Below are 21,469 nucleotides of genomic sequence, written 5' to 3' on the forward strand. Positions count from 1 at the left end.
ATCAAGTTCGTTTCTATTCCCTGAGGCCCGTAGCCGCGAGCACCGTGGACAACCCCGGGATCGTCCCCATCAGTTGCGCTTGACCTTTCCTTCCCGACACGCATTATCGGTAAGCGATAAGCGGTGTATAAGCACGTCATGTGTGTTTGTGCAGATGCTCCGACAAATATGACCAGCGGTCACAATGGCCCGCCCTCCGCGAACTGCTTGATCACTCGCGAATTGCGGGAGCCGAACCGGCTGTTTCCGCGAGTTACTACAGAATTGAACAATATTTACTACAGTGAGTTAATTACCGCTAACAGCGACAGTTAACAACGATCGAGGAAACGGGCCGACACGGACCGATGGCGGCAATTCCTCGAGTCCTCGAGAACCCCGCGACGAGGCGAGATCCCTGCCTTGTCCGACCGCTCCCCTACAGTGGGGCTGTGTTCGTCGCGGGGGACAAAACCGTCTACAGCGCGTCGGATCTGGCCGCCGCCGCCCGCTGCGAATACGCGCTGTTGCGTGATTTCGACGGCAAGCTGGGCCGGGGCCCGGCCGTACATGTCGAAGACGAGCTGTTCGCCCGCACCGCCGCCCTCGGTAATGAGCATGAGCGGCGCGAGCTCGACGGACTGCGCGACAGGTACGGGGACGGTGTCACGGTCATCGGCCGCCCCGCCTACACGCTCGCCGGGCTGACGGCGGCGGCCGAGGCGACCCAGCGCGCCGTCGGCCGGCGCGCGCCGGTCGTGTATCAGCCGGCGATGTTCGACGGCCGTTTCGTCGGCTTCGCCGACTTTCTGGTCCTCGAGGGGGATCGCTACCGGGTGACGGACACCAAGCTGGCCCGCTCTCCCAAGGTCACCGCCTTGCTGCAGCTGGCGGCGTACGCCGACGCGCTGGCCGCGTCCGGCGTGCCCATCGCCCCGGAAGCGGAGCTGCGCCTCGGAGACGGGACGGCCGTGCGGTATCGGGTCTGCGACCTAGTGCCCGTATACCGCTCTCAGCGCGCACTGTTGCAGAACCTCCTCGACCGGCACTACGGCACAGGCGCCGCCGTGCGCTGGGACGACCAGGACGTAGCGGCATGCTTCCGGTGCGAGTTGTGCACCGAACAGCTGCGCGCGGCCGACGACCTGCTGCTCGTCGCCGGCATGCGGGTGACCCAGCGGGAACGGCTCGTCGACGCCGGCATCACCACCGTCGCCGATCTCGCAGAACACACCGCCCCGGTGCCCGAGTTGACGCCCGGTGCGCTCCGAAAGTTGAGCGAGCAAGCGAAACTGCAAGTACGCCAGCGTATTACGGGAATACCCCAATTCGAGGTCGTCGACCCCCGACCACTCGCGCTGCTGCCCGAGCCCGACCCCGGCGACCTGTTCTTCGACTTCGAGGGCGACCCACTGTGGACCGCGGACGGTCAGGAGTGGGGCCTGGAATACCTGTTCGGCGTCATGGACGCCACCGGCGGCTTCCGTCCGTTTTGGTCGCACGACCGGGTGGACGAACGCAAGGCGCTCACCGATTTCCTGGCGATGGTGGCCAAACGCCGCAAGCGCCGGCCCCACATGCACATCTACCACTACGCGCCGTACGAGAAGACCGCGTTGCTGCGCCTGGCGGGACGCTACGGCGTCGGCGAGGACCAGGTCGACGAGTTGTTGCGCAGCGGAACGCTGGTCGACCTTTACCCTCTGGTGCGCAAGAGCATTCGCGTCGGGGCCGAGTCGTTCAGCCTCAAGGCGCTCGAGCCGCTGTACATGGGCGCGCAGCTGCGGGGCGGTGACGTCACCACGGCCACCGGATCGATCAACTCCTACGCCGAGTACTGCGAGCTGCGGGCCGCCGGTCGTGACGACGAGGCCGCGTCCGTGCTCAAGGAGATCGAGGACTACAACCACTACGACTGCCGGTCCACCCGCGAACTGCGAAACTGGCTGATGCTGCGGGCCTATGAGTCCGGCGTCGTTCCCGTTGGCGCCCAGCCGGTTCCGCAGGGCAACACCGTCGAAGACCGCGACGAACTGGCGGTCACGCTGTCGAAATTCACCGGCGACGCCGCCCTCGGCGCCCGCGCGCCCGAGCAGACGGCGGTGGCATTGCTGGCCGCGGCACGCGGCTATCACCGGCGCGAGGACAAACCGTTCTGGTGGTCGCACTTCGACCGGCTCAACTTCCCCGTCGACGAGTGGGACGACGACACCGACGTCTTCATCGTGACCGAAGCATCGGTCGACGTCGACTGGCACCTGCCGCCCCGCGCGCGCAAACCACAGCGCCGGGTTCGGTTACGCGGCCAACTGGCGCGCGGCGACCTGATGGCGAACGTGTTCGCGCTGTACGACCCGCCAGCCCCGACCGCCATGACCGACAGTCCCGACCGGCGGGCGGCCGCCCGCGCGCAGGTCGTCGAGGTCGACGACCCGGCCGTGCCCACCGAGGTCGTTATCGTCGAGCGAATCGATAACGACGACAACAGGTTTGATCAGTTGCCCTTCGCGCTAACCCCGGGCCCGCCCATTTCGACCACGGCGCTGCGCGAGTCCATCGAGACGACCGCCGCCGCGGTGGCCGCCGGGTTGCCCCGGCTGCCCAGCACCGCCGTGCTCGACGTTCTGCTGCGCCGCGCCCCGCGCACGCGCAGCGGCGATCCGCTCCCGCGCCGCACCGACGCTGTCACCGACATCACCTCCGCGGCATTGGATTTGGATTCGTCGTACCTGGCGGTGCACGGGCCACCGGGCACCGGCAAGACGCACACCGCCGCCCGGGTGATCGATCGACTGGTGACAGCACATGGCTGGCGCGTCGGCGTCGTCGCCCAATCGCACGCCACGGTCGAAAACCTGCTGAGCTGCGTGATCGAGTCCGGGCTGGACCCGGCGCGGGTAGCGAAGAAACCGTACGACAACGCCCCCAAGCCCTGGCAGCAGATCGACGGAAACGGCTACGCCGCTTTCCTCGCCGGCACGCCGGGGTGTGTGATCGGCGGCACCGCATGGGATTTCGCCAACGCGAACCGGATCACTCCGGGCAGTCTGGACCTGCTGGTGATCGACGAGGCGGGTCAGTTCTGCCTGGCCAACACCATCGCCGTGGCGCCGGCGGCCGTCAATCTCATGCTGCTCGGCGACCCGCAACAACTGCCACAGGTGAGCCAGGGGACCCACCCCGAGCGGGTCGACACGTCTGCGCTGGACTGGCTGGTCGACGGCCACCAGACGTTGCCGGCCGAGCGTGGCTACTTTCTGGACCGCTCGTACCGGATGCATCCGGCGGTTTGCGCCGCGGTGTCCGTGCTGTCCTACGGGGGGAGGCTGCGGTCCGACGAGTGCACCGCGGCGCGGCGGCTCGGCGGATTCCGGCCGGGCGTGCACGTATTATCCGTTGCGCACCAAGGTAATTCGATCGAGAGCGGGGAGGAGGCCGACGCGATCGTCGACGGGATCAAAAAACTCCTCGGTAGCGAGTGGACCGACGAAAAGGGCACTCGGCCGCTCGCCGCCTCCGACGTGCTGGTGCTCGCGCCGTACAACGCCCAAGTTGCGCTGGTGCGTCAACGGCTGACCGCGGCCGGGCTCGACGGCATCCGGGTGGGGACCGTCGACAAGTTCCAGGGCGCGCAGGCACCGCTCGCCTTCGTCTCGATGACCGTCTCGTCCGCTGACCTGGTGCCGCGGGGAATGTCGTTCCTGCTCAACAGGAACCGACTCAACGTCGCCGTGAGCCGAGCGCAATATGCGGCGGTGATCGTGCGCTCGCAGCTGCTGACCGAGTACCTGCCCGCCACGCCCGGGGGTCTGATCGACCTCGGCGCCTTCCTGGCCCTGACCGAGCGGAGCTATCGGCCCGACGAATGCCGCCCGTAGCCGGTCGGTTCGTCGTCGGGACGAGAGTGCTGGCCTCGCGCCCCGCCCTCCTCGGCGGGGAGGTGCCGGCCCGCGGAACCGTTGAGCCGCCTCGTCGACCGCCCATCCCCCGGTGACCCGACTCCGAAGGCGCGCGCCGACAGTTCGGCGATCGGGCGGACGCGCACGCCGGCGTCGGCGTGCGAGCCGTTGTGGGTGGAACCGACCGACGGCGCCGCAAGCGGGGTGCGCCCCGCCGGCACGGGGTCGCGGCGCCGTGCTCCGGGCGGCGCCGGCTTGGGGCGGCGGACCGGCTCCTGCGCCGGCCGGGCCGGCCGACGCGGCGGCGTCTCGATGCCCGGCTCGCGCAGCAAGATGAACTCGACGTACTCGTCGTCGTCATAGTCCTCGAAATCGTCATCCTGCGCCGGGTGGCGGTCGTTCGCCGACGGGCCGAAGCCCAGCAGGAAGAGCGCGATGATGATCCCGAGCAACGCGACGAGGGCGGGCAGCCGCAACGACTGGGACATCGCGGCCGCGAAGGGATCGCGGAGGAACTCGGGCAGTTGCAGGCCGGTGGAGTCTTCCGCGGCGGGCGGGCTCGGCGGCATCTCGGCGCCGATTCGGTAGGTCATGAACGCCGCCATGCCCGCGCTGCCGAGCACCGCGCCCAGCTGGCGCACCGAGTTGTACACCGCGGAACCGGCGCCGGCGAGCTGAGGCGGCAGGTTGCGGGTCGCGGTCGCCGTCAGCGGGGGCCACACAAAGGCCATCCCGGCGCCCACCGCGGCAAATGGCAGCACCAGCCGCCAGATCGGCGTGTCCGGCGACATCTCGAAGGACAACCACGTCAGCCCGACCGCCAGTGCCGAGAAGCCGAACCCGAGAACCGGCAACGGGTGGTAGCGGTCGACGATCCGGCCGACGAAGGGCGCGAGCACCCCGTTACAGATCGCCATCGGCGCGATCAACAGCGCCGATCGCGTGGGCGACAACCCACACACCTCCTGCGCATAGAAGGTGAGCGGCAGCATCATTCCCGTCGCCGCGAACGAGACGATGGCCACTCCGGCGTTGCACAGCCCGAAATCGCGGTCGCGGAAGATCGCGAGCGGAATCAACGGCTCGTGGGCGTTGACGGACTGCCAGTAGACGAAGGCGGTCATGAAGCCGACGCCGGCCACGATCATGGCCCAGATCCACGGCTGCCAGTGCTCCTCCTGGCCCTGCTGCAGTCCGAACACGATGAGGAACACCCCGGCCCCGGACAGCGCGACCCCGATCAGGTCGAACCGGTGCGACTGGGTGGGCAGCACCGGGACCAGCCACACCGCCAGGCCCAGCCCGACGATGCCCACCGGCACGTTGACGAAGAAGATCCACTGCCAGCCCAGCCCGTCGACCAGCGCCCCACCCACCAGCGGCCCTACCAGGCTGGCGACGCCCGCGGTCGCGCCCCACAGGCTGACGGCGACGCCGCGGCGCTCCGGCGGGAAGACCCGCGTGATTGTCGAGAGGGTCTGCGGGGTCAGCAGCCCGGCGCCGACCCCCTGCACGACCCGCGCGGTGATCAGCATCACGGCGCTGCCGGACAGGCCGCACCACACCGAGGCCGCGGTGAACACGGCCAGGCCGACGAGGTAGAGGTTCTTGGGGCCGTAGCGGTCACCGAGCCGCCCGGCGACCAGCAACACCACCGCGTATCCGAGCAGGTAGGCGCTGGTCACCCACACCACGGCGTCGTAGCCGATGCGCAGCTCGGCCATGATGGTCGGATTGGCGATGGCGACGACCGTCGAGTCGACCATGATCATGAAGAAACCGATCATCATCGCCCACAGCGCGTACCACGGATTCCCGGTCCCGCGCGCCAGCGCGGAGGTCCAGCGCGTCGCGAACCCGGCATGACCCGCGCGCCGGGCTCCCCGCGGCCGGGGCGTCGCCGTGGTCATCCACCCACCTCGTTTCGCTCCCCGTGATGCCGTCCGGTCGCCGGACGCACGCGTGCGACCGAACCGGTCACCGACGTTCAGGCTGCATTATTCCGGGTACCACAAACGGACGCGCAGCCAAGGATGTAATGCGGGTTAACCTGGAAGGACGCCATTCGCAGGAGAGGCATATGCGGACCCGACGCAACCGAAAATCGAACACCACCGGGCTGGAACAGGCGCCTGCTGGCGGCGGCCGGCCCAAAGCCTCTGCACGGGCATTGGCGCAGGTCATCGAGCGCAGCTACCGGATTCAGGGACCGGCGGCAGAGGCGTACGTCACCCGGCTGCGCGACGCGCACCAGGGCACCAGCCCCGCCGAGATCGTCGCCAAGCTGGAGAAGCGCTACGTGACCATGGTGACGCTCAGCGGCATGGCGGTGGGTGCGGCGGCGACGATCCCCGGCATCGGCACGATCAGTGCCCTGTCCGCCGCAGCCGCGGAGACGGTCGCGTTCCTCGAGGCCACGGCGTTCTTCGTGCTGGCGTTGGCCGTGGTGTACGGCATTCCGGCCGATCACCGGGAGCGGCGCCGTGCGCTGGTGCTCACGGTGTTGGTGGGTGACAACAGCAAGACCGCCGTGGCCGACCTGATCGGTCCGGGCCGCACCAGCGGCGCGTGGATTTCGGAGGGCGTGTCTGCGCTGCCCCTGTCGTCGATGTCGCTGTTGAACTCGCGCCTGCTCAAGACGTGGGTGAAGCGGTACACCGTGCGACGCAGCGCGCTCATGTTCGGCAAGATGCTGCCGGTCGGCATCGGCGTCATCGTCGGCGCGGTCGGCAACTACCTCGCGGGCAAGAAGATCGCCCGCAACGCCCGGGATGCCTTCGGCCCCCCGCCCGCGCGGTGGCCGCGCAACTTGCACCTGGTGCCGCCGGTCTCGGAGGCGGGTTAGCAGGCGGGTGAGCAGCCGGGTGGCGGCCGACGGAACCTCTGCCTGGCGAAAGGCTGGCGAGAGGTTAGCCTTTATAGGGCGGTGAACGGTGATTGCCGCCGCGCGCGTGAGGTACCCATCAGCCGAGCCGTAGGAAGTCGCAGGCGCCGCACTTCAGCAGTTAACGGGCTTGCAGAGCAGAGGAATTGAGGCGAACAGCGGCCGTGAGCAATATCAGTTCGCCATTCGGGCAAAACGAATGGCTCGTCGAGGAGATGTACCGCAAGTTCCGCGACGACCCTTCGTCGGTCGATCCGAGCTGGCACGAGTTCCTGGTCGACTACAACCCCGAGCCGAGTGCCGAACCGGCGCCGCGCAACGCCGACGGGCCCGCCCGCCCCCAGGCGCAAGCCGCGGCGCCGGCTGAGCGCGCGGTTGTCGGCACCGCCGAGCCGAAGAAGCCGGCCGCCCCCTCGGGTAACGGCGCGGCGGCGCCGAAGGCCGCGGCTCCCGCACCTTCGCCTGCCGCATCAAAGGCCCCCGCTCCCCCGCCGGCCGAAGGCGACGAGGTGCAGGTGCTGCGCGGGGCCGCGGCGGCCGTCGTCAAGAACATGTCCGCGTCGCTGGAAGTGCCCACGGCGACCAGCGTGCGCGCCATCCCGGCCAAGCTGCTGATCGACAACCGGATCGTCATCAACAACCAGCTCAAGCGCACGCGCGGCGGCAAGATCTCCTTCACCCACATCCTCGGGTACGCGCTGGTGCAGGCCATCAAGGCGTTCCCCAACATGAACCGGCACTACGCCGAGGTCGACGGCAAGCCGAATGCCGTCACACCGGCACACACCAACCTGGGCCTGGCGATCGACTTACAGGGCAAGGACGGCAAGCGCGCCCTGGTGGTGGCCGGGATCAAGCGGTGCGAGACCATGCGCTTCGCCCAGTTCGTCACCGCCTACGAAGACATCGTCCGTCGGGCCCGCGACGGCAAACTGACGGCGGAAGACTTTGGCGGCGTGACGATTTCGCTGACCAACCCGGGCACCATCGGCACCGTCCACTCCGTCCCCCGCCTGATGGCGGGCCAGGGCGCGATCATCGGTGTCGGCGCGATGGAGTACCCGGCGGAGTTCCAGGGCGCGAGTGAGGAGCGCATCGCCGAGCTGGGCATCGGCAAACTGATCACCCTCACGTCGACCTACGACCACCGCATCATCCAGGGCGCGGAGTCCGGCGACTTCCTGCGCGCCATCCACGAGATGCTGCTCTCGGACGACTTCTGGGACGAGATCTTCCGCGAGCTGAGCATCCCGTACCTGCCGGTGCGCTGGAGCACGGATAACCCCGACTCGATCGTCGACAAGAACGCCCGGGTCATGGAGCTGATCGCGGCCTACCGCAACCGCGGCCACCTGATGGCCGACATCGACCCGCTGCGGCTGGACGGGACCCGGTTCCGCAGCCACCCCGACCTCGAGGTGCTGACCCACGGCCTCACCCTCTGGGACCTCGACCGGGTGTTCAAGGTCAACGGCTTCGCCGGCTGCGAGTACAAGAAGCTGCGCGACGTGCTGGGTCTGCTGCGCGACGCCTACTGCCGGCACATCGGGGTGGAGTACACCCACATCCTCGAGCCCGAGCAGCAGCAGTGGCTGCAGGAGCGGATCGAGACCAAGCACGTCAAACCGAGCGTGGCCGAGCAGAAGTACATCTTGAGCCGGCTCAACGCGGCCGAGGCGTTCGAGACTTTCCTGCAAACCAAATACGTTGGCCAGAAACGGTTCTCACTTGAGGGCGCCGAGAGCGTGATCCCCATGATGGACGCAGCCATCGACCAGTGCGCCGAGCACGCCCTCGACGAGGTGGTCATCGGGATGCCGCACCGCGGCCGGCTCAACGTGTTGGCCAACATCGTCGGCAAGCCGTACAAGCAGATCTTCAGCGAGTTCGAGGGCAACCTCAACCCCTCGCAGGCCCACGGGTCCGGCGACGTCAAGTACCACCTGGGTGCCACGGGGGTCTACCTCCAGATGTTCGGCGACAACGACATCAAGGTGTCGCTGACCGCCAACCCGTCGCACCTCGAGGCCGTCGACCCGGTGCTGGAGGGCCTGGTCCGCGCCAAGCAGGACCTGCTGGAGGAGGACGGCAGCGATCGGTTCCCCGTGGTGCCGATGATGCTGCACGGTGACGCCGCGTTCGCCGGCCAGGGCATCGTCGCCGAGACGCTGAACCTGGCGCACCTGCCCGGCTACCGCGTTGGCGGCACCATCCACATCATCGTCAACAACCAGATCGGCTTCACCACCGCGCCGGAGTACTCGCGGTCCAGCGAATACTGCACCGATGTCGCGAAGATGGTCGGGGCGCCGATCTTCCACGTCAACGGCGACGACCCGGAAGCCTGCGTGTGGGTGGCGAAGCTGGCCGTGGACTTCCGGCAGCGGTTCCACAAGGACGTCATCATCGACATGCTGTGTTACCGGCGGCGCGGACACAACGAGGGCGACGACCCGTCGATGACCAACCCCTCGATGTACGACGTGGTCGACGTCAAGCGCGGGGTCCGCAAGAGCTACACCGAATCCCTGATCGGCCGCGGCGACATCTCGCTCAAGGAGGCCGAGGACGCCCTGCGCGACTACCAGGGTCAGCTCGAGCGCGTGTTCAACGAGGTCCGCGAGGTGGAGAAACACGGCGTCTCGCCCAGCGAATCGGTCGAAGCCGACCAGATGATCCCCGCCGGCCTGTCCACCGCGGTGGACAAGGCGCTGCTGGCTCGCATCGGTGACGCGTTCCTCGCGCTGCCGGACGGGTTCACCGCGCACCCCCGCGTGCGGCCGGTCCTGGAGAGGCGCCGCGAGATGGCCTACGAGGGCAAGATCGATTGGGCCTTCGGCGAGTTGCTGGCGCTGGGCACGCTGGTGGCCGAGGGCAAGCTGGTGCGGCTGTCGGGGCAGGACACCCGGCGCGGCACCTTCTCGCAGCGGCACTCGGTGATCATCGACCGCATCACCGGGGAAGAGTTCACCCCGCTGCAGTTGCTCGCGACCAATCCCGACGGCACCCCCACGGGCGGCAAGTTCCTGGTCTACGACTCGCCGCTGTCGGAGTACGCGGCGGTCGGCTTCGAGTACGGCTACACCGTCGGCAACCCCGACGCCCTGGTCCTGTGGGAGGCGCAGTTCGGCGACTTCGTCAACGGCGCGCAGTCGATCATCGACGAGTTCATCAGCTCCGGTGAGGCCAAGTGGGGCCAGCTGTCCAACGTGGTGCTGCTGCTGCCGCACGGCCACGAGGGCCAGGGCCCCGACCACACCTCCGGGCGCATCGAGCGCTTCCTGCAGCTGTGGGCGGAGGGGTCGATGACGATCGCCATGCCCTCGACACCGTCGAACTACTTCCACCTGCTGCGCCGGCACGCCCTCGACGGTGTGCAGCGGCCGCTGATCGTGTTCACGCCCAAGTCGATGCTGCGCAACAAGGCCGCGGTCAGCGACGTCAGGGACTTCACCGAGCTCAAGTTCCGCTCGGTGCTCGAGGAACCCACCTACGAGGACGGCGTCGGCGACCGCGGCAAGGTCCGGCGGATCCTGCTGACCAGCGGAAAGATCTATTACGAGCTCGCCGCCCGCAAGGCCAAGGAAGGCCGGGAAGACGTCGCGATCGTGCGCATCGAGCAGCTGGCCCCGGTGCCCAAGCGCCGGCTCAGCGAGACGCTCGACCGCTACCCGAACGCCGGCGAGTTCTTCTGGGTCCAGGAGGAGCCCGCCAACCAGGGCGCCTGGCCGCGGTTCGGCCTCGAGCTCCCGGAGCTGCTGCCCGGAAAGCTGGCGGGGATCAAGCGCATCTCGCGGCGGGCGATGTCCGCGCCGTCGTCGGGATCGTCGAAGGTGCACGCGGTCGAGCAGCAGGAGATCCTCGACACCGCGTTCGGCTGATCGCCGACCCACCCACCGATACCGGGGACCACCGGTACCGGCTAGCCTCGACTCGGTTACGCGGACAGGAAGGGTGCTCATGGAGGGGTTCGCCGGGAAGGTTGCCGTCGTCACGGGCGCGGGTTCGGGCATCGGTCAGGCGCTGGCCATCGAGCTGGGGCGTTCGGGCGCGAAGGTGGCGATCAGCGACGTCGACGTCGAGGGCCTGGCGGCGACCGAGCGGGAGCTCAAGGCGATCGGCGCGCCCGTCAAAGCAGACCGGCTCGACGTCACCGAGCGCGAGGCGTTCCTCGCCTACGCCGACGCCGTCGCCGAGCACTTCGGCAAGGTCAACCAGATCTACAACAACGCCGGCATCGCCTTCAGCGGGGATATCGAGGTCAGCCAGTTCAAGGACATCGAACGGGTGATGGACGTCGACTTCTGGGGCGTCGTGAACGGCACGAAGGCCTTCCTCCCACACCTGATCGCCTCCGGCGACGGCCACGTCATCAACATCTCGAGCGTGTTCGGGTTGTTCTCGGTGCCGGGGCAGGCGGCGTACAACTCGGCGAAGTTCGCCGTCCGCGGCTTCACCGAGGCGCTGCGCCAGGAGATGATCTTGTCCGGCCACCCGGTCGGGGTGACCACGGTGCACCCCGGCGGCATCAAGACGGCGATCGCCCGCAACGCCGGCGCCGCGGAGGGGCTTGACCGCGACGAGCTGGCCCAGGTGTTCGACAAGCGGCTGGCCAAGACCAGTCCGCACCGCGCGGCCCTGGTGATCCTTGACGCGGTGCGCAAGAACAAGGCCCGCGTGCTGGTCGGCCCGGACGCCAAGGTCTTGGACGCCCTGGTGCGAGTGACCGGCTCGGGCTATCAGCGCCTCTTCAGCCCGGTGCTGCGCCGGATGCTGGCCCCGAAGCACTGACCGGGCTTTTTCCCGCCCGGGACTGCGCGCTCAACGTCCCGAGGCTCACGCCGCTGCATGCCCAGACGCAAAAGTCCGCGACACGCCGAGCGAAAGGGTGCGTTTGCGTCTGCTCGCGCAGGAATGCACTCAGCGCCCCAGCGGGTGCTCGGCCAACCATCCGCCGGCCACCGCCTGCGGGTCGGCGCCGCCGGCCAGCTGGCGGCGCATGTCGGCCAGCGCCGCGGTGTCGAGCACGCCGGCCACCTCGTTGATGGCCAGCAGCTGCCGGTCCGCCAGCGCGTTGCGGCGGTACAGCGGCACCACGTTCTCGGCGCGGATCAGCGCCGGTTTGCCGTCCGCCAGTGCGATCACGTCGGCGGGGATGCCGGGGTCCGCGGTGGTCGACCAGGCCGCGGTCAGCTGACCGGCCCGCAGTGCCTCGAAAAGTAATGAGCCAGAAGGGAACTCGCGCGGCTGAACGAGCCGGCACGTCCCCACCGCCGACGGGCTGTCGAACCCCGTAACGGCCCCGGTCAGCAGCCCGTCGCAGTGCGCGGGCAATTCGCTGAGCTCTTGACCGCCCCACGCCGTCGCGGTGGACTGCGTGACCAGCAGCACCGGTTTGTCTTCGGCGGCGGTCGCGTAGTCGCCTGCCAGGACGCCCTCGGGCAGCGCCGCGATCATCGCGCGGTAGACCTGGGTGTCCGACAGCGCGGACGCCCCGGGCTGCATGCGCTGGAGCGTCCGCCCGGTGAAGGCGGGAACGACGGTGAACTCACCCGAGTCGAGCTTCGCCATCGGGTCGGTGGCGGTACCGGGGCGCGCCGCGAAACCGTACGACCGCAGCGCCGCCACGTAGATGCCGGCCAGCAACGTTGACTGGGGATCGGGGCGAGACCCGACGACCACTTCCGGACGGCCGCCGGCGTGGGTCGCGCAGCCGGCCGCGACGAGCAGGGTCGCGACGAGCAGCGCGGCCGGCCTGCCGGCTCTCACCCTTCGGCGGCCAGGGCCACCGCTCTGGCCACCGCTTCCCCGACGCGCATGTCCAGCGGGCTCGGGACGATCCGGTCGGGCGCAAGGTCGTCGCTGACCACGGAAAAGATCGCCTCGGCCGCGACGACCATCATCTTCTCGGTGATCCGGCGCGCCCCGACGTCCAGCGCCCCGCGAAACACGCCGGGAAACGCCAGCACGTTGTTGATCTGGTTCGGGTAGTCGCTGCGGCCGGTGGCCACCACCGCCGCGTAACGGGCCGCCACCTCGGGGTCAATCTCCGGGTCGGGGTTGGAGAGCGCGAACACGATCCCCCCGGGCGCCATCGTGGCGACCAGTTCCTCCGGCACCGCACCCGCCGACACCCCGAGGAAGACGTCCGCCCCGCGCAGCGCCTCCGCCAGCCCGCCGGTGAGACCCGCCGGATTGGTGCGTCGGGCGAGGTCGCGCTTGACCTCGTTCATGTGGTCGCGGCCGGTGTGCAGAATGCCCCGCGAGTCCAGCACGGTGATCTCCGAGACACCCATCGCCAGAAGGAGTTTCGTGCAGGCTACGCCGGCAGCTCCGGCGCCGGACACCGCGACCCGCAACGACGTCATGTCCCGGCCGAGTAGCTTGCTCGCCCCCATCAGGGCGGCCAGCACGACGATGGCGGTGCCGTGCTGGTCGTCGTGCATCACCGGGCAGTCCAGCGCCTCGATGACCCGCCGCTCGATCTCGAAGCAGCGCGGCGCGGAGATGTCCTCGAGGTTCACGGCGCCGAACGTGGGCCGCAGCCGCACCAGCGTCTCGACGATCTCGTCGGGGTCCTTGGTGTCGAGCACGATCGGGATCGCGTCCAGGCCCCCGAACTGCTTGAACAGGCCGCATTTGCCTTCCATCACAGGCAGCGACGCCGACGGGCCGATGTCGCCGAGACCGAGCACGGCGCTGCCATCGCTGACGACCGCCACCAGCCGGTTGGCCCACGTGTAGCGCGCGGCCAGGGTGGGATCGGCGGCGATCGCGCGGCTGACCTGCGCCACGCCCGGGGTGTAGGCAACCGAAAGGGCGCGCTGGGTGTCCAGCGGCGCCGTCAGCGCCACCGAGAGCTTGCCACCTACGTGCGCCTCGAAGATCTCGTCGTCACCGATGTGGACCTGTGGCTGCGCGATGTCTGGCACCGCATCAGGGTACTGACTACCGATCGGTAGGCCCAACCCGCTAGATGAGTCCGAGCTCCGTCACCGCGCTGCGCTCATCGGCCAGTTCCGCGGTCGACGCGTCGATCTTGCCGCGGGAGAAGTCGTCGATCTCGAGCCCCTGCACGATCGTCCAGTCGCCGGCCTTGGTGGTCACCGGGAACGAGGAGATCAGGCCCTCCGGCACGCCATACGAGCCGTCGGAGACGACGGCCATGGACACCCAGTTGCCCTCCGGGCTGCCCAGCAGCCAGTCACGCGCGGCGTCGATGGTCGCCGACGCGGCCGACGCGGCCGACGAGGCGCCGCGCGCATCGATGATCGCCGCGCCGCGCTTGGCGACGGTCGGGATGAAGTCGTTCTCGATCCACGCCTGGTCGCCGATGACCTCGGCGGCGTTCTTCCCGCCCACCTCGGCGTGGAACACGTCGGGGTACTGGGTCGCCGAGTGGTTGCCCCAGATCGTCATCTTCTTGATGTCGGTGACCGCGGCGCCCGTCTTCTTGGCCAGCTGGGAGATCGCCCGGTTGTGGTCGAGGCGCGTCAGCGCGGTGAACCGCTCCCGCGGGATGTCGGGTGCGTTGCTCATCGCGATCAGCGCGTTGGTGTTGGCCGGGTTGCCGGTCACGCCGATCCGGACGTCCTGCGCCGCGACCGAGTTGAGGGCCTTGCCCTGCGCGGTGAAGATCGCGCCGTTGGCCTCCAGCAGGTCACCGCGCTCCATACCCTTGGTGCGCGGGCGGGCACCGACCAGCAGGGCGAGGTTCACACCGTCGAAGATCTTGTTCGGGTCGGCGCCGATCTCGACGCCCGCCAGCAGGGGGAATGCGCAGTCATCGAGCTCCATCACGACACCCTCGAGCGCCTTGAGCGCCGGCTCGATCTCGAGCAGACGCAGCTCGATCGGGCGGTCGGCGCCCAGCAGCGCGCCGCTCGCCAGGCGGAACAACAGGCTGTAGCCGATCTGGCCGGCGGCGCCGGTGACGGCGACCTTGACAGGACTTGCGCTCACGTCGGTTTACTCCTTAAGGAGACTCGGGATCTAAGACGTTCCGTCGGGACGAAACTATCGCACCGGCACTGGGCCGAAACCTCCGGTCCAACACCTGGGAGTTCCCTGGGAGCCGCGCACCAACCGGCGATTTCACGTCCCGTTTCGCCCGGACGCGTAGCATTGAGCACCGCTTTGCGGACCTGTGCTGCCATCGGAGGTGAACGTGTTTCCCGGGCCCGACGCGTTACCCGAAGTGCTGCGACCGCTCGTGCGCGAACCTAACGACACGCAGAAGTCGAATTCGCTTCCCGTCCAGGAGGTGCGGCACGACGCGCTGGTCGACTGCGCGGTCTACGCCGAGGGTCTCCGGCTGCCGGGACAGTTAAGTTACGCCGCCGCGCTCAACAAGGTTCGCGAGATCGAAATGCTGGGCCACGAGTCATTCGTCTGGGTCGGCTTGCGCGAGCCGGACACGCACCAGATGCAGGAAGTGGCCGACATTTTCGGTCTGCACCCATTGGCCGTCGAAGACGCCGTTTGCGCGCATCAGCGACCGAAGCTGGAACGCTACGACGACACGTTGTTCTTGGTCCTGAAGACCGTCAACTATGTCCCGCATGAATCGGTGGTAGCGGCCCGCCAGATCGTCGAAACCGGCGAAATCATGATCTTCGTCGGGGCCGACTTCGTGGTCACCGTGCGCCACGGCGAGCACGGCGGCTTGTCCGCGGTGCGCAAGCGCATGGAAGCCGACTCCCAACAGATGCGCCTGGGCCCGTATGCCGTGATGCACGCGATCGCCGATGACGTCGTTGACCACTACCTCGAGGTGAGCGCTCTGGTGGAAGCCGACATCGACAGCATCGAGGAGGTGGCGTTCGCCCCGGGCCGCAAGCTCGACGTCGAACCGATTTATCTGCTCAAACGAGAGGTCGTCGAACTCCGCCGGTGCGTCAACCCACTGTCGGGCGCGTTTCATCGAATGCAGATTGAAAACAAGGACCTGATTTCCAAGGAAGTCCGGCGCTACCTGCGCGACGTCGCCGACCACCAATCCGAGGCCGCGGACCATATCAACAGCTACGACGACATGCTCAACTCGCTGATACAGGCGGCGCTGGCTCGCGTCGGGATGCAGCAGAACAGCGACATGCGCAAGATATCGGCCTGGGCCGGCATCGTCGCGGTGCCGACCATGATCGCGGGCATCTATGGCATGAACTTCGAGTTCATGCCCGAGCTGAAGTGGCATTGGAGCTACCCGGTGGTGGTCGGCATAATGGCCACCTCGTGTCTGGTGCTGTACTTCAGCTTCCGAAAGGTCGACTGGCTCTAGCGTTTTCCTGCGCGAGCAGACGCGAAAGCACCCTTCCGTCCGGCGTGTCGCGGACTTTTGCGTCTGATGAGCATGCACCGGTGTGGAGTTGTCCGCATCGCAGCGGTAACCGGCTAGCCCGAATCGCCAATGGAGAGTGAGGCGCGGCTGCTTTTCATCGACAGCGGACTGCCGATGCCCGGAGCTCCAGTTCAGCATCCTCGATCGACATGGTCGACTGTGGCGCCTCGACTTCGCATGGACGGACGCAATGGTGGTCGCCGAATACGACAGCGTGGAATGGCATCTGGGTCGCGATGCCCTGTTGCATGACCGCCTTAAGACTGCCCGGTTGCGGGAATGCGGATGGACAATCATTCCGATGACCGTCGACGACATCCGGCGTGATCCGCTCGGCCTCATAGCCCGCATCAGCGGCCACCCGATGAAGCCGCGCGCGGCCGCCTTTGAGCACGCGCGCTTCTCCTCGCGAAAAGAGACAAAAGACCGCAGAACTCCGGCGTGTCGGGCGCTTTCGCGTCTGCTCGCGCTATCAACCCGGCTGGGCCGCAGGGCGATTCGGGTCCAGCACGTCGACGCCGTCGTTCTGCCACGCCTGGCGCATCGCCTCGGCGCCCTTGAGCCGCACCCATGCCGCTTCGGTCGCGGTGATGGGCGTCGCCCACAGGAAGGTCACCGGGTCGCGGGGCGCAGGGAGCGGCAGGTCCGGGATGTCGCTGGGACCCAGGAGCACCGCGGTGAACGGTACCCGCCGCGACGGCCACGCCCACAGCGGCGAGCCCAGGTCGATCAGCGCGTCGGCAACGAGCACCACGCCCTCGACCGCCGGCGTCGCCGCCAGCACGGCCAGGCTGCGGGCCATGCCGGTGGCCGCCCCCGGATCGCGCAGGCGCAGGACGACTTCCGCGCGCGGGCCGCGCTCGGGGTCGGCGGCCACCTGCGTCGGGTCGGTCATCGGGTGGCGCGAGCACCCCAGCGACGCGTAGTGCACCAACCCGTCCGTCTCACGGAACCGCAACACCTCGATGGGTTCGGTGCCCAGGAAGGTCACGCTGGCCGACGCCGGATCGCGGTCCGCGAAATGGGCGCGCAGGTGCGCGCGCACACCGTCCAGGATCGGTGCCATTACGGCGACGGCTCGGGGATAGTGAGGTTCGCGCCGGTCTCGGCGTCGAAGACCACGACCTTGGCGGTGTCGAAGGCTAACTCCATCGACTGCCCGACGGTCGCCGCCGATTCGGCGGGAACCCTTGCCACAAACTGGTTTTCGTGTATCTCCTCCAGTTCGTCCAGCTGAGCCGAATGCACGGCCGGGCCGGACATGGAGAAGTACACGTATTTGTCGGCCCCCAGCGACTCCACGAGGTCGACCTTCGCCTCGAAGGTCAGGGCCCTGATCCGCTGATACCCATCGATCAGTGCGGCATCGGCCAGGTGTTCGGGCCGCACCCCGACGATGACGCTCTCCGGCTTCGGGTGGCGCGCGATGACGTGTTGCACCTCGGGCGCCAGCGTCACCTCGCCGAAGGGCAGCTGCAGCCCGACGGACGTCAGCGTGGCGGGAAAGAAATTCATTGCCGGCGAGCCGATGAACCCCGCGACGAACAGGTTCGCCGGACGCTCGTACAGCTCGTCGGGCGTACCGATCTGCTGCACCACACCGGCATGCATCACCACCACCCGGTCGCCCAGCGTCATGGCCTCGGTCTGGTCGTGGGTGACATAGACGGTGGTGGTGCCCAGCCGCTTCTGCAGCCGGGCGATCTCGCCACGCATCTGCACCCGCAGCTTGGCATCGAGATTGGACAGCGGCTCGTCCATGAGGAAGGCCTTGGGGTGACGCACGATCGCCCGTCCCATCGCCACCCGCTGCCGCTGGCCACCCGACAGCTGTGACGGCTTGCGGTCCAGAAGTTCGGTCAGGTCAAGGGTTTTCGCCGTTTCCTCGACCTTCCGCGCGATCTCCGCTTTTTTCATCTTCGCCAGGGTCAGCGGGAACGCGATGTTCTGCCGCACGGTCATGTGGGGGTACAGCGCGTAGGACTGGAACACCATCGCGATGTCACGGTCCTTCGGCGCCTTCTCGTTCACGCGTTCGCCGCCGATGCGCAGCTCGCCCGACGAGATGTCCTCGAGTCCGGCGATCATGTTCAGCGTGGTGGTCTTTCCGCAGCCCGACGGCCCCACCAGGATGACGAACTCGCCGTCGGCGATGGTGATGTTGAGGTCCTTCACCGCCGTCGCACCGTCGGGGTAACTCTTGCACACGTGCGCCAACTCGATCTCGGCCATCGGCTATCCCTTCACAGCACCGGAGGTCAGGCCGGCGACGATCCGCCGTTGAAAGATGAGAACGAAGACGATGATGGGCACGGTGATCACGATCGCGCCCGCCGCGATCGATCCCGTCGGCTCCTCGAATTGCGACGTGCCGCTGAAGTTCACGATCGCGACTGGGGCGGTCATCGCCGCCTTGGTCGCGGTTAGCGACAGCGCCAACAGCAGGTCGTTCCAGGCGAAGATGAACACCAGGATCGCCGCGGTCACCAGTCCGGGCGCCGCCAGGGGGACGATCACCTTGCGGAAGGCCTGCCCGGCCGTCGCCCCGTCCATCTTGGCCGCCTTCTCTAAATCCCATGGGATGTCCCGGAAGAACGCCGACAGCGTGTAGATGGCGAGCGGCAGCGCGAAGGCGATGTAGGGCAGGATCAACCCCGGCCAGGTGTCGAACAGTCCGACGAAGCGTTCGATGTCGAACAGCGGTGTCACGAGCGAGATCCCGGGGAACATGCTGATCATCAGGGTGGCGCCGACGAGCAGTCGCTTGCCGGGAAAGTCGAGCCGCGCGATCGCATAAGCGGCCATGGCCCCCAGCACGACGGCGATGACGGTGGTAAGCAGCCCGATTCCGACGGAGTTGATCAACGCGGAGCTGAAGAAGTCGCCGCGGAAGATGCCGCGGTAGTTGTCGAACGTCACCCGCGACGGAATCAGCTTGCCGTCCTTGACCGCTGAGGTCGGCTTCAGCGAGAGGCTGAGGATCCACAACACAGGAAGCAGCGCGTACACCACCACCAGCGTGTCGACGACGGCCCAGACCGTGGCGCGGCGCGCGCCCACCCGGTCACCGGACATCGCCACCTCCCGGCGTTGTGGCGCTTTGGGAAGCACCGAACACCTTGATGAAGACCAGCGCGATGATGCCCACGCACAGGAAGATCAGCACGCTGATCGCCGAGCCGAGGCCCACGTTGAAGCCCTTGAACAGGTTGTCGTAGCCCAGCATCGATACCGAGCCGGTGTTGTTGGCGCCATTGGTCAGCACGTAGATGTTGTCGAAGATGCGAAAGGCGTCCAGGGTCCGGAACAGCAGTGCTACCACGACTGCCGGTTTGATGATGGGCAATGTGACCCGGGTCAGCCGCCGCCAGGCGCCGGCGCCGTCGACCTCCGCGGCCTTCAGCAGGTCCTCGGGCACCACCGCCAGGCCCGCCAGCAGCAGCAGCGACATGAACGGCGTGGTCTTCCAGACCTCGGCGAGCACGACGATGCCGAGCGACGGAATCTGTTGCGTCAGCGGGGCACTACCCTGCGGCAGCAGGTTGGCCAGATAGCCGGTCCCCGGCGTCCAGGCGTAGTACCAGCTGTAGGAGGCGACCACCGTCACGATGCCGTACGGGACGAGGACGGCGGTGCGCACCAGGCCCTTGCCGACGGTGGCGCGGTGCATCACCAGCGCCAACGACAGCCCCAACACGAACTCGATCGACACCGAGACCACGGTGATCACCAGGGTGACGGCCAGCGCCGTCCACCAGTACCGGTCGCCGAGAATCGTCAGGTAATTGCCCAGCCCGATGAACGCGGTGTCGTCGGGCGTCGCAAGGTTGTTGCGTTGCAGGCTCAGCCACACCGCATAGCCGACCGGATAGGCCGCCACGCCCAGCATCACGATCGTCGCCGGGGCGACGAGGAGGAAGGCCAGTCGCCGCTCCGGTCGCCGGGTTCGCTTTCGGGCGCGGGTTTCGACGGGCGCGGTGGCCGGGTCGAGCACCGAGGCGGTCACGGCAACAGCCCCTTCCCGTCGATCGCCTTCTGTACCTGCCTGGTGAGATCGTCTGCCGTTCGCTCCGGGTCGATTTCGGTGATCGGGCTCAGGGTCGATGCGATTCGGATGGCCACCGACTGGTACGCCGGCGTCGCCGGGCGCACCGCGGCATCGGTCAGCTGCCGGCGAATGACCGTGTACATCGGATAGGTGGCCTGGAATTGGGGATCGGAATACAGCGAGGCGCGGACGGCGGGCAGGCCGCCCTCGATCGACACGTACTTCTGATGCTGCAGGCTACGCAGGCAGCGGACGGCCTCGAACGCCTCCGCGCGGTGCCGGGTGGTGCTGGCGACGGCGAGGTTCAACCCGCCGATCGTCACCCTCGCCGGCCGCCCGGGCGCCACACCGGGGTAGGGCGCGAACCCGAAGACCTTCCGGCTGGCCTCGTACGCGATGCGCCGCTGCTCGGCGCTGGGCACGAAGGTGCCGACGTCGTTGATGCTGCCGGCCAGCTGCGGGTCCCGGTTGAGCGGCAGGAACGGCACGCCGCCCTTCACCGCGTTCTCGAGCATGGACGCCAGCACGAAGGGCCAATTCACTTCCAGCGCTGCTTTGCCCTGCTCGAGCGCTAACCGCGCGGTGCCCTCGTCGGTCCGGGTGATCGAGGGATCGGCCCCGGGCGCGGTGCCCACCGCCTTGAGGATCCGCAGCGCGCCGACGGTGGCGGCCCGGTGCGCGGGCGTGTCGGTGAGCGTGACATGACGGCCGTCGTCGGAGAGCACCTGGCCGCCGCCACTGGCCAGCAGCGTGTTGAACCACACCACCAGGCCCTCACCCTCGTTGGCCTGCACGGCGATCCAACCGGGACCGCCGGCGGCGCCCAGCCTGGCGGCCTCGGCCACCATGCCGTCCCACGTCCGCGGCGGCTGGTCCACCAAATCGGCTCGATACCAGAGCAATTCGGTATTGGTGGTGATCGGCGCACCGTACAGCCGGTGCCGCCAGCGCGCCGTCGCCAGGGGGCCGGGCAGGGTATCGACGGTGGCGTCGGATTCGGCCTGTCCCGCCGGGTCGTCGGACAGCGGCAGCGCCCAGCTCGCCTCGGCGAACTCGGCGGTCCACACGACGTCGAGCGCCATCACGTCCAGCGTGTGGTCGTGGCTGGTCAGGCGCCGCGCCAGCTGCAGTCGCTGCTCGCCGGGGGCCCGGCCCAGGCTGATGTGTTCGACGGCGAACCGGCCGCCCAGTTGTTTGGTGCAGTCCCGGGCGATGGCCGCGAACGTCGCCTCGTCGGTGGACGGGGTATAGAAACTGATCACCAACGCGTTGCCCGCGGGGCCGCAACCCGCGACCGCCCAGCCGATGATGACGGCGGC

The 21,469-nt window shown here is 68.2% G+C and carries 14 protein-coding genes and 1 pseudogene; 6 read left to right on the forward strand and 9 right to left on the reverse strand.

What is annotated here, in order from left to right:
• Window positions 1–431: 431 nt before the first annotated feature.
• Entirely contained in the window at window positions 432–3,857 is a 3,426-nt protein-coding gene (locus G6N56_RS10110; RefSeq protein ID WP_163645104.1) for a TM0106 family RecB-like putative nuclease, read from the forward strand.
• Here the strand turns inward: G6N56_RS10110 and G6N56_RS10115 are convergent.
• A complete protein-coding gene (locus G6N56_RS10115) occupies window positions 3,830–5,788 on the reverse strand; it encodes an MFS transporter (RefSeq protein WP_085254531.1) in 1,959 nt (652 codons plus the stop codon). The genes G6N56_RS10110 and G6N56_RS10115 overlap by 28 nt on opposite strands.
• Window positions 5,789–5,958: 170 nt before the next feature.
• Here G6N56_RS10115 and G6N56_RS10120 point away from each other — a divergent pair, with 170 nt between their 5' ends.
• The 3 genes from G6N56_RS10120 to G6N56_RS10130 all read left to right on the forward strand — a co-directional run bounded on the left by G6N56_RS10120 (window position 5,959) and on the right by G6N56_RS10130 (window position 11,553).
• Window positions 5,959–6,723 carry a hypothetical protein gene (locus G6N56_RS10120; RefSeq protein ID WP_085254530.1) on the forward strand — a complete coding sequence of 255 codons (765 nt, stop codon included), beginning with the start codon at window positions 5,959–5,961 and terminating at the stop codon, window positions 6,721–6,723.
• Between the two features lie 203 nt (window positions 6,724–6,926).
• On the forward strand, window positions 6,927–10,643 hold the full coding sequence (locus tag G6N56_RS10125; RefSeq protein ID WP_085254529.1) for a multifunctional oxoglutarate decarboxylase/oxoglutarate dehydrogenase thiamine pyrophosphate-binding subunit/dihydrolipoyllysine-residue succinyltransferase subunit: 3,717 nt from the start codon (window positions 6,927–6,929) through the stop codon (window positions 10,641–10,643).
• A gap of 79 nt (window positions 10,644–10,722) precedes the next feature.
• On the forward strand, window positions 10,723–11,553 hold the full coding sequence (locus tag G6N56_RS10130; protein ID WP_085254528.1) for an SDR family NAD(P)-dependent oxidoreductase: 831 nt from the start codon (window positions 10,723–10,725) through the stop codon (window positions 11,551–11,553).
• Between the two features lie 129 nt (window positions 11,554–11,682).
• On the opposite strand, the gene G6N56_RS10135 is transcribed toward G6N56_RS10130, so the two are convergent.
• The 3 genes from G6N56_RS10135 to G6N56_RS10145 are packed head-to-tail and all read right to left on the reverse strand — an operon-like array spanning window position 11,683 to window position 14,724.
• A complete protein-coding gene (locus G6N56_RS10135; RefSeq protein ID WP_085254527.1) occupies window positions 11,683–12,531 on the reverse strand; it encodes a glycine betaine ABC transporter substrate-binding protein in 849 nt (282 codons plus the stop codon).
• Complete coding sequence (locus tag G6N56_RS10140) at window positions 12,528–13,694, reverse strand: NAD(P)-dependent malic enzyme (protein ID WP_232069264.1); 1,167 nt, start codon at window positions 13,692–13,694, stop codon at window positions 12,528–12,530. Before G6N56_RS10140 ends, G6N56_RS10135 begins: the two co-directional genes overlap by 4 nt.
• A gap of 40 nt (window positions 13,695–13,734) precedes the next feature.
• Entirely contained in the window at window positions 13,735–14,724 is a 990-nt protein-coding gene (locus tag G6N56_RS10145) for a malate dehydrogenase (RefSeq protein ID WP_085254526.1), read from the reverse strand.
• Window positions 14,725–14,929: 205 nt separating this feature from the next.
• Between G6N56_RS10145 and corA the strand changes: the two genes are divergently transcribed.
• Together corA and G6N56_RS29010 are read left to right on the forward strand one after the other, a co-directional pair.
• Window positions 14,930–16,042: a magnesium/cobalt transporter CorA gene (gene corA / locus G6N56_RS10150; protein WP_085254535.1), complete on the forward strand. Its 1,113-nt coding sequence runs from the start codon at window positions 14,930–14,932 to the stop codon at window positions 16,040–16,042.
• Window positions 16,043–16,162: 120 nt separating this feature from the next.
• Window positions 16,163–16,463 (forward strand): annotated as a pseudogene (locus G6N56_RS29010) (hypothetical protein); the annotation flags it as partial.
• Between the two features lie 111 nt (window positions 16,464–16,574).
• On the opposite strand, the gene G6N56_RS10160 reads toward G6N56_RS29010, so the two are convergent.
• From G6N56_RS10160 to G6N56_RS10180, 5 genes are read right to left on the reverse strand one after another with little or no spacing between them, the layout of a single operon-like run.
• Window positions 16,575–17,168, reverse strand: a complete 594-nt coding sequence (locus tag G6N56_RS10160; protein WP_085254525.1) for a suppressor of fused domain protein — start codon at window positions 17,166–17,168, stop codon at window positions 16,575–16,577.
• On the reverse strand, window positions 17,168–18,334 hold the full coding sequence (locus G6N56_RS10165) for an ABC transporter ATP-binding protein (protein WP_085254524.1): 1,167 nt from the start codon (window positions 18,332–18,334) through the stop codon (window positions 17,168–17,170). The genes G6N56_RS10160 and G6N56_RS10165 overlap by 1 nt, the downstream gene beginning before the upstream one ends.
• Before the next feature lie 3 nt (window positions 18,335–18,337).
• On the reverse strand, window positions 18,338–19,162 hold the full coding sequence (locus G6N56_RS10170) for a carbohydrate ABC transporter permease (protein WP_142280481.1): 825 nt from the start codon (window positions 19,160–19,162) through the stop codon (window positions 18,338–18,340).
• A 4-nt stretch (window positions 19,163–19,166) separates the two neighbouring features.
• On the reverse strand, window positions 19,167–20,096 hold the full coding sequence (locus G6N56_RS10175) for a carbohydrate ABC transporter permease (protein WP_232069326.1): 930 nt from the start codon (window positions 20,094–20,096) through the stop codon (window positions 19,167–19,169).
• A gap of 8 nt (window positions 20,097–20,104) precedes the next feature.
• Window positions 20,105–21,460, reverse strand: a complete 1,356-nt coding sequence (locus G6N56_RS10180; protein ID WP_232069327.1) for an extracellular solute-binding protein — start codon at window positions 21,458–21,460, stop codon at window positions 20,105–20,107.
• Window positions 21,461–21,469: the final 9 nt, after the last annotated feature.

Source organism: Mycobacterium saskatchewanense (genome assembly GCF_010729105.1).
GTDB classification, from domain to species: domain Bacteria; phylum Actinomycetota; class Actinomycetes; order Mycobacteriales; family Mycobacteriaceae; genus Mycobacterium; species Mycobacterium saskatchewanense.